Origin of the sequence: Pseudokineococcus basanitobsidens (assembly GCF_037482545.1) — a bacterium.
Classification (GTDB): domain Bacteria; phylum Actinomycetota; class Actinomycetes; order Actinomycetales; family Quadrisphaeraceae; genus Pseudokineococcus; species Pseudokineococcus basanitobsidens.
Genome location: NZ_JBBIAA010000084.1, coordinates 1 through 561, shown reverse-complemented (window position 1 = coordinate 561; position 561 = coordinate 1). Strand labels below are relative to the sequence as shown.

Below are 561 nucleotides of genomic sequence, written 5' to 3'. Positions count from 1 at the left end.
AGCAGAGGACGCGTCGCGCCTGACCCGGCAGCGCCGGCGCAGTCCACCCGGCGGTCCCTGACCCTTAGTCGACCGACTGTCCCCGCAGCACCTTGACGATGTAACTGACGCCCACCCCGGCCAGCGATAAGCAAATCGCACCAAAGGCCCAACCGGGAAGCGACTGGTACTCACGCCCGAAGTTCGAGTCGTAGTTGATCAGCCCAAAGAGTCCGCCGACGAGCAAGCCGGCACTGAAGACGCTGAGCACAACCAACAACGCACGCTTGCTACCTTTCTCGGCCACCCCGTAAGACTAGCCAAGTGACATGCCTGCCGCTGCAGGCGACCGCCTGCCGACGACCCGGCAGCCGCTCGAGCTCCGTTCCGCCGCTCCCCACGGTCGTGTCAGAGAGGATCGTTGGTGGGGATGTAGGTAGCGCACACCGAAGGCGCCGGGCGGCGCGCGGTTCGGCCCACACTTGATCGCCGACTAGGCCAGGTAGGTCACAAAGAAGACGACCGTTGCGGACGCGAGGAGCGGAACCTGTCAAGCCTGTTGAGACGTGATGGTGCTCAGGT

At 64.7% G+C, this 561-nt stretch carries 1 protein-coding gene; it reads right to left on the bottom strand.

Annotated features, from left to right (window positions below):
• Positions 1-64: 64 nt before the first annotated feature.
• Positions 65-286 (bottom strand): hypothetical protein, encoded by a 222-nt coding sequence (locus WDZ17_RS17390; RefSeq protein ID WP_339576436.1) that lies wholly within the window; start codon positions 284-286, stop codon positions 65-67.
• Positions 287-561 lie beyond the last annotated feature (275 nt).